The organism is Piscirickettsia litoralis, assembly GCF_001720395.1.
In the GTDB taxonomy this organism is placed as follows: Bacteria; Pseudomonadota; Gammaproteobacteria; order Piscirickettsiales; family Piscirickettsiaceae; genus Piscirickettsia; species Piscirickettsia litoralis.
In genome coordinates this window covers 15,503-18,551 of the sequence record NZ_MDTU01000002.1, presented here as the reverse complement: position 1 = coordinate 18,551, position 3,049 = coordinate 15,503, and the positions used below count along the sequence as shown (strand labels likewise).

The window sequence follows — 3,049 nt, the reverse complement described above, 5'->3', positions numbered from 1 at the left end:
GACAATATACTTTTTTATAGCCTCAGCTTGCTTGGAATTGTCTTTAATCCCATTTAATAACTCATTTATATGTTGTTCACTTTTCTTAATAAAAGGATACAAATTAGCTGCTCTACCACCTATCTCTGTAGAAGCTATATCAACATACCTTTTATCTTTTTCAGTTTCTTTTTTATTTTCTTCTATAAGTAACTTAAGTGAATCTTTATCAAGATTCCTATTACCAAAACGATCTCTAGATTCTGATAACTGCCCTACCGCATCAACAAAATTTTCAAATTCACCATTGTTTTTAAAGCGAAGAGAATTAAACAGAGACTCTTTCAGCGCTGTATAATTAAGTAACCCACAATCTTCAAGAGCTGTGAATAGAGATACCATATGATTGTTAAAAATTTTTTTCGCGACTAATTTCCGAAAAAACACTGCCAAGATTATACTTCTCAATTGAATATTCAATTGTTCCTATATTGATTTCTTCTTTAGCCATTTAGCTACCCCTCATAAAAATATAAAATCAAACAGCATATTTATTACATATAATTATAACCTTAATAACTGTATTACCACTGAAAATCAGCAGTTATTTAGAATATGCTTTGTAATTTTATTTCTATAGAATCAATGGTTTAAAATACAGTAAAGACACTGTTCAAATATTTTTATATTATGATAATATCTACCGAAAATAATGAAAAATAGTCAAAATTAATTATTTATATTTGATTGAATTAAGAGACTTAAAATGAAAAACAAAAAGTTTATGATCTATAAAAGCCAAGAAAGTGAAAGCATTGTCAGGGTCTCCTCGTCAGACCTACAGCAAAATCTAAAAGAAATAACAGAACTCATCTCTCAAGGTTTTTTTCATAGAGATCAGCAAACACCGACGTGCTATTGGAATGATTGTACCCTATTAAAGCTTAACCTCAGTGTTAAGCTATTTTTTCATATCAATTTAATTAAGAATAAAATTTTAACCATCTTTATGGCCTCTCTGAAAAATCTCATCAAAGACAGCTGCGCAAACGACAACAGAGCCTAAAAATAATAAAAAGACCAACCACAAAAATAATAAACCCTAGCCCTCCCCATTCTAATAGTTTAATTATTAAATCAACACCATTAATAAGTTTACTATCTCCTTCTCCACCCATTAGTGGAAAAATAAGCACAGGTAATAACAACCGTTATAGTTAAAATAATGATAAGTGATTTCTTCAATTCAAACACCTCATTGAGACAACATTCTCAACTGCACTAAAACGAGTTAATAGCACAACAACCATAACTTTAATTGGATTTTTCTCTAAACTTTTAAGCGTTACTCATGCCAAATCCCAGGATGATAAACATCAGTTCTTATGCTGATAAAGATTTTCACAAACCATCAGACTAATTTAAGCCCTTCCACCTTTGAAAAACCTATTTTCTCTACATTTTAGGGTGTGACGTGTCAATTTTTTTGCAACTGAAATGAAATCAACTGTTTACTAATCGGCTCCACGCTAATTTAGCTGTTTACCACGGCAAATCGCCTTCGAGGTTTTCAACGATCAAGGACCACAGGTGCCACTACCATTATTATGACCACTCCCATGGCAAATATACATGTCCCCGTTTGAGCCAGACGTATTCGGAGTTAAGTCTCGAATGTAAAGCTTCGAGTTTAAAGATCCAGATTCCCTTGTTGTAGCCCTAGAAGTACAAAAACCAGCACTACAATGGCTATATACTATTTTCCCTTCTCCATATAAATATGGAGACGAATTTATTACAACTCTTAGAAAATAGCTTTTATTATCCCCATTACAGCTACCTAAGTGATTATTTGGCTCCTCATACATGTCATAAGTTTTTCCAGCGCCTATAACTGCGACAAGTCTCTCTGCAGGAGGGCTCGAACACTCACTGCCTGAGGTGCAGAAGGGAGCATACATACAACTATTACCATAAGCATAAATACTCACAGCATAGTCAAGCTCATTATGAATCGTAATCATCCTTCTATTATATGAAAAACACTGACTCAAGCCAAGCAGAAACAATAATGAAATGAAATAAATTTTAGAAATATTTGACATTTATAACCACAAAATCACAAAGTAGAAAATTATTTAACCTACTCTATATCTATTAATCGTTAAAATTAACAGTACTTATACTGAACTGCCTTTATCACTACAAATGATGGATACTTAACACTACACTTTAAGCCTAAATCAACTTCAAATCAGTATATCTACTGTTAACCTTCGCTTACAAAAAAGTATGCTATTGTCATTTAATATAACTATTAAATTAAAGAACGTACCATTCAAAAATCAAATTAATCTAATCTCAATTTACAGGGTATAAAGTGGATAAACTCAAACAAGACTCGCTTGAAAAGTTAAGTTATAATCAACTAAATTTTATCCAAAAAACGTCTGATCAATATTTTAAATCCATGCCTATAATTAATGAACATTTAAAATCAATAAAGTGCAAGAGATTTTGGTATATAAAAACTTTTAAAAATTTTGAAAAAATTGAACTAATATGCTGCCCAAAATCCATTGAATTGGAGGTAGATAAGTGGGATAATAGATTGTGGAAAGAGAGTCCATTTTACTTAACAGATGGTATTGACATAAATTTTTATACAAGCGATATTAAGAATTACTATTCAAATAAAGAACTAATTAATAGTCATATTACAAAATATCACAATGATACAGAAGTATTGATCATTGAAGATAAGTCCCTCTTGTCCACAGGAAGATTCTTTTTTGAATTTGATAAATCTCAAATAAAAACCAACTTAGTTAGCCTTATAAAATACTTGCATAGATTTAGCCTATTTATAGGTCATATAAACAGAGATTATAATATGCCGACCATTTATAACCATGACCATTTCCTTAAATATTATCAATTAAGGAATTCTGAAAAATCTGAAAAAATAACATCTCTAACATCAACAGAATATAAGTATGCGATATTAATTAAAGATAGATTTTCAAATAAAGAAATTTCAGAAATACTGACAAGATCAGTAAGAACTGTT

Annotated in this window: 2 protein-coding genes; one reads left to right on the top strand and one right to left on the bottom strand. The window is 30.5% G+C overall.

Translation table 11 applies throughout. The annotated features are described in order from the left end of the window. On the bottom strand, positions 1-381 hold a 381-nt coding region (locus BGC07_RS20825), incomplete at its 3' end, for a hypothetical protein (RefSeq protein ID WP_235603447.1). Between the two features lie 1,978 nt (positions 382-2,359). On the opposite strand from BGC07_RS20825, the gene BGC07_RS20820 reads away from it, so the two are divergent. Beyond that, positions 2,360-3,049: helix-turn-helix transcriptional regulator (locus BGC07_RS20820; RefSeq protein WP_158006973.1), on the top strand; the 690-nt coding region annotated here is incomplete at its 3' end.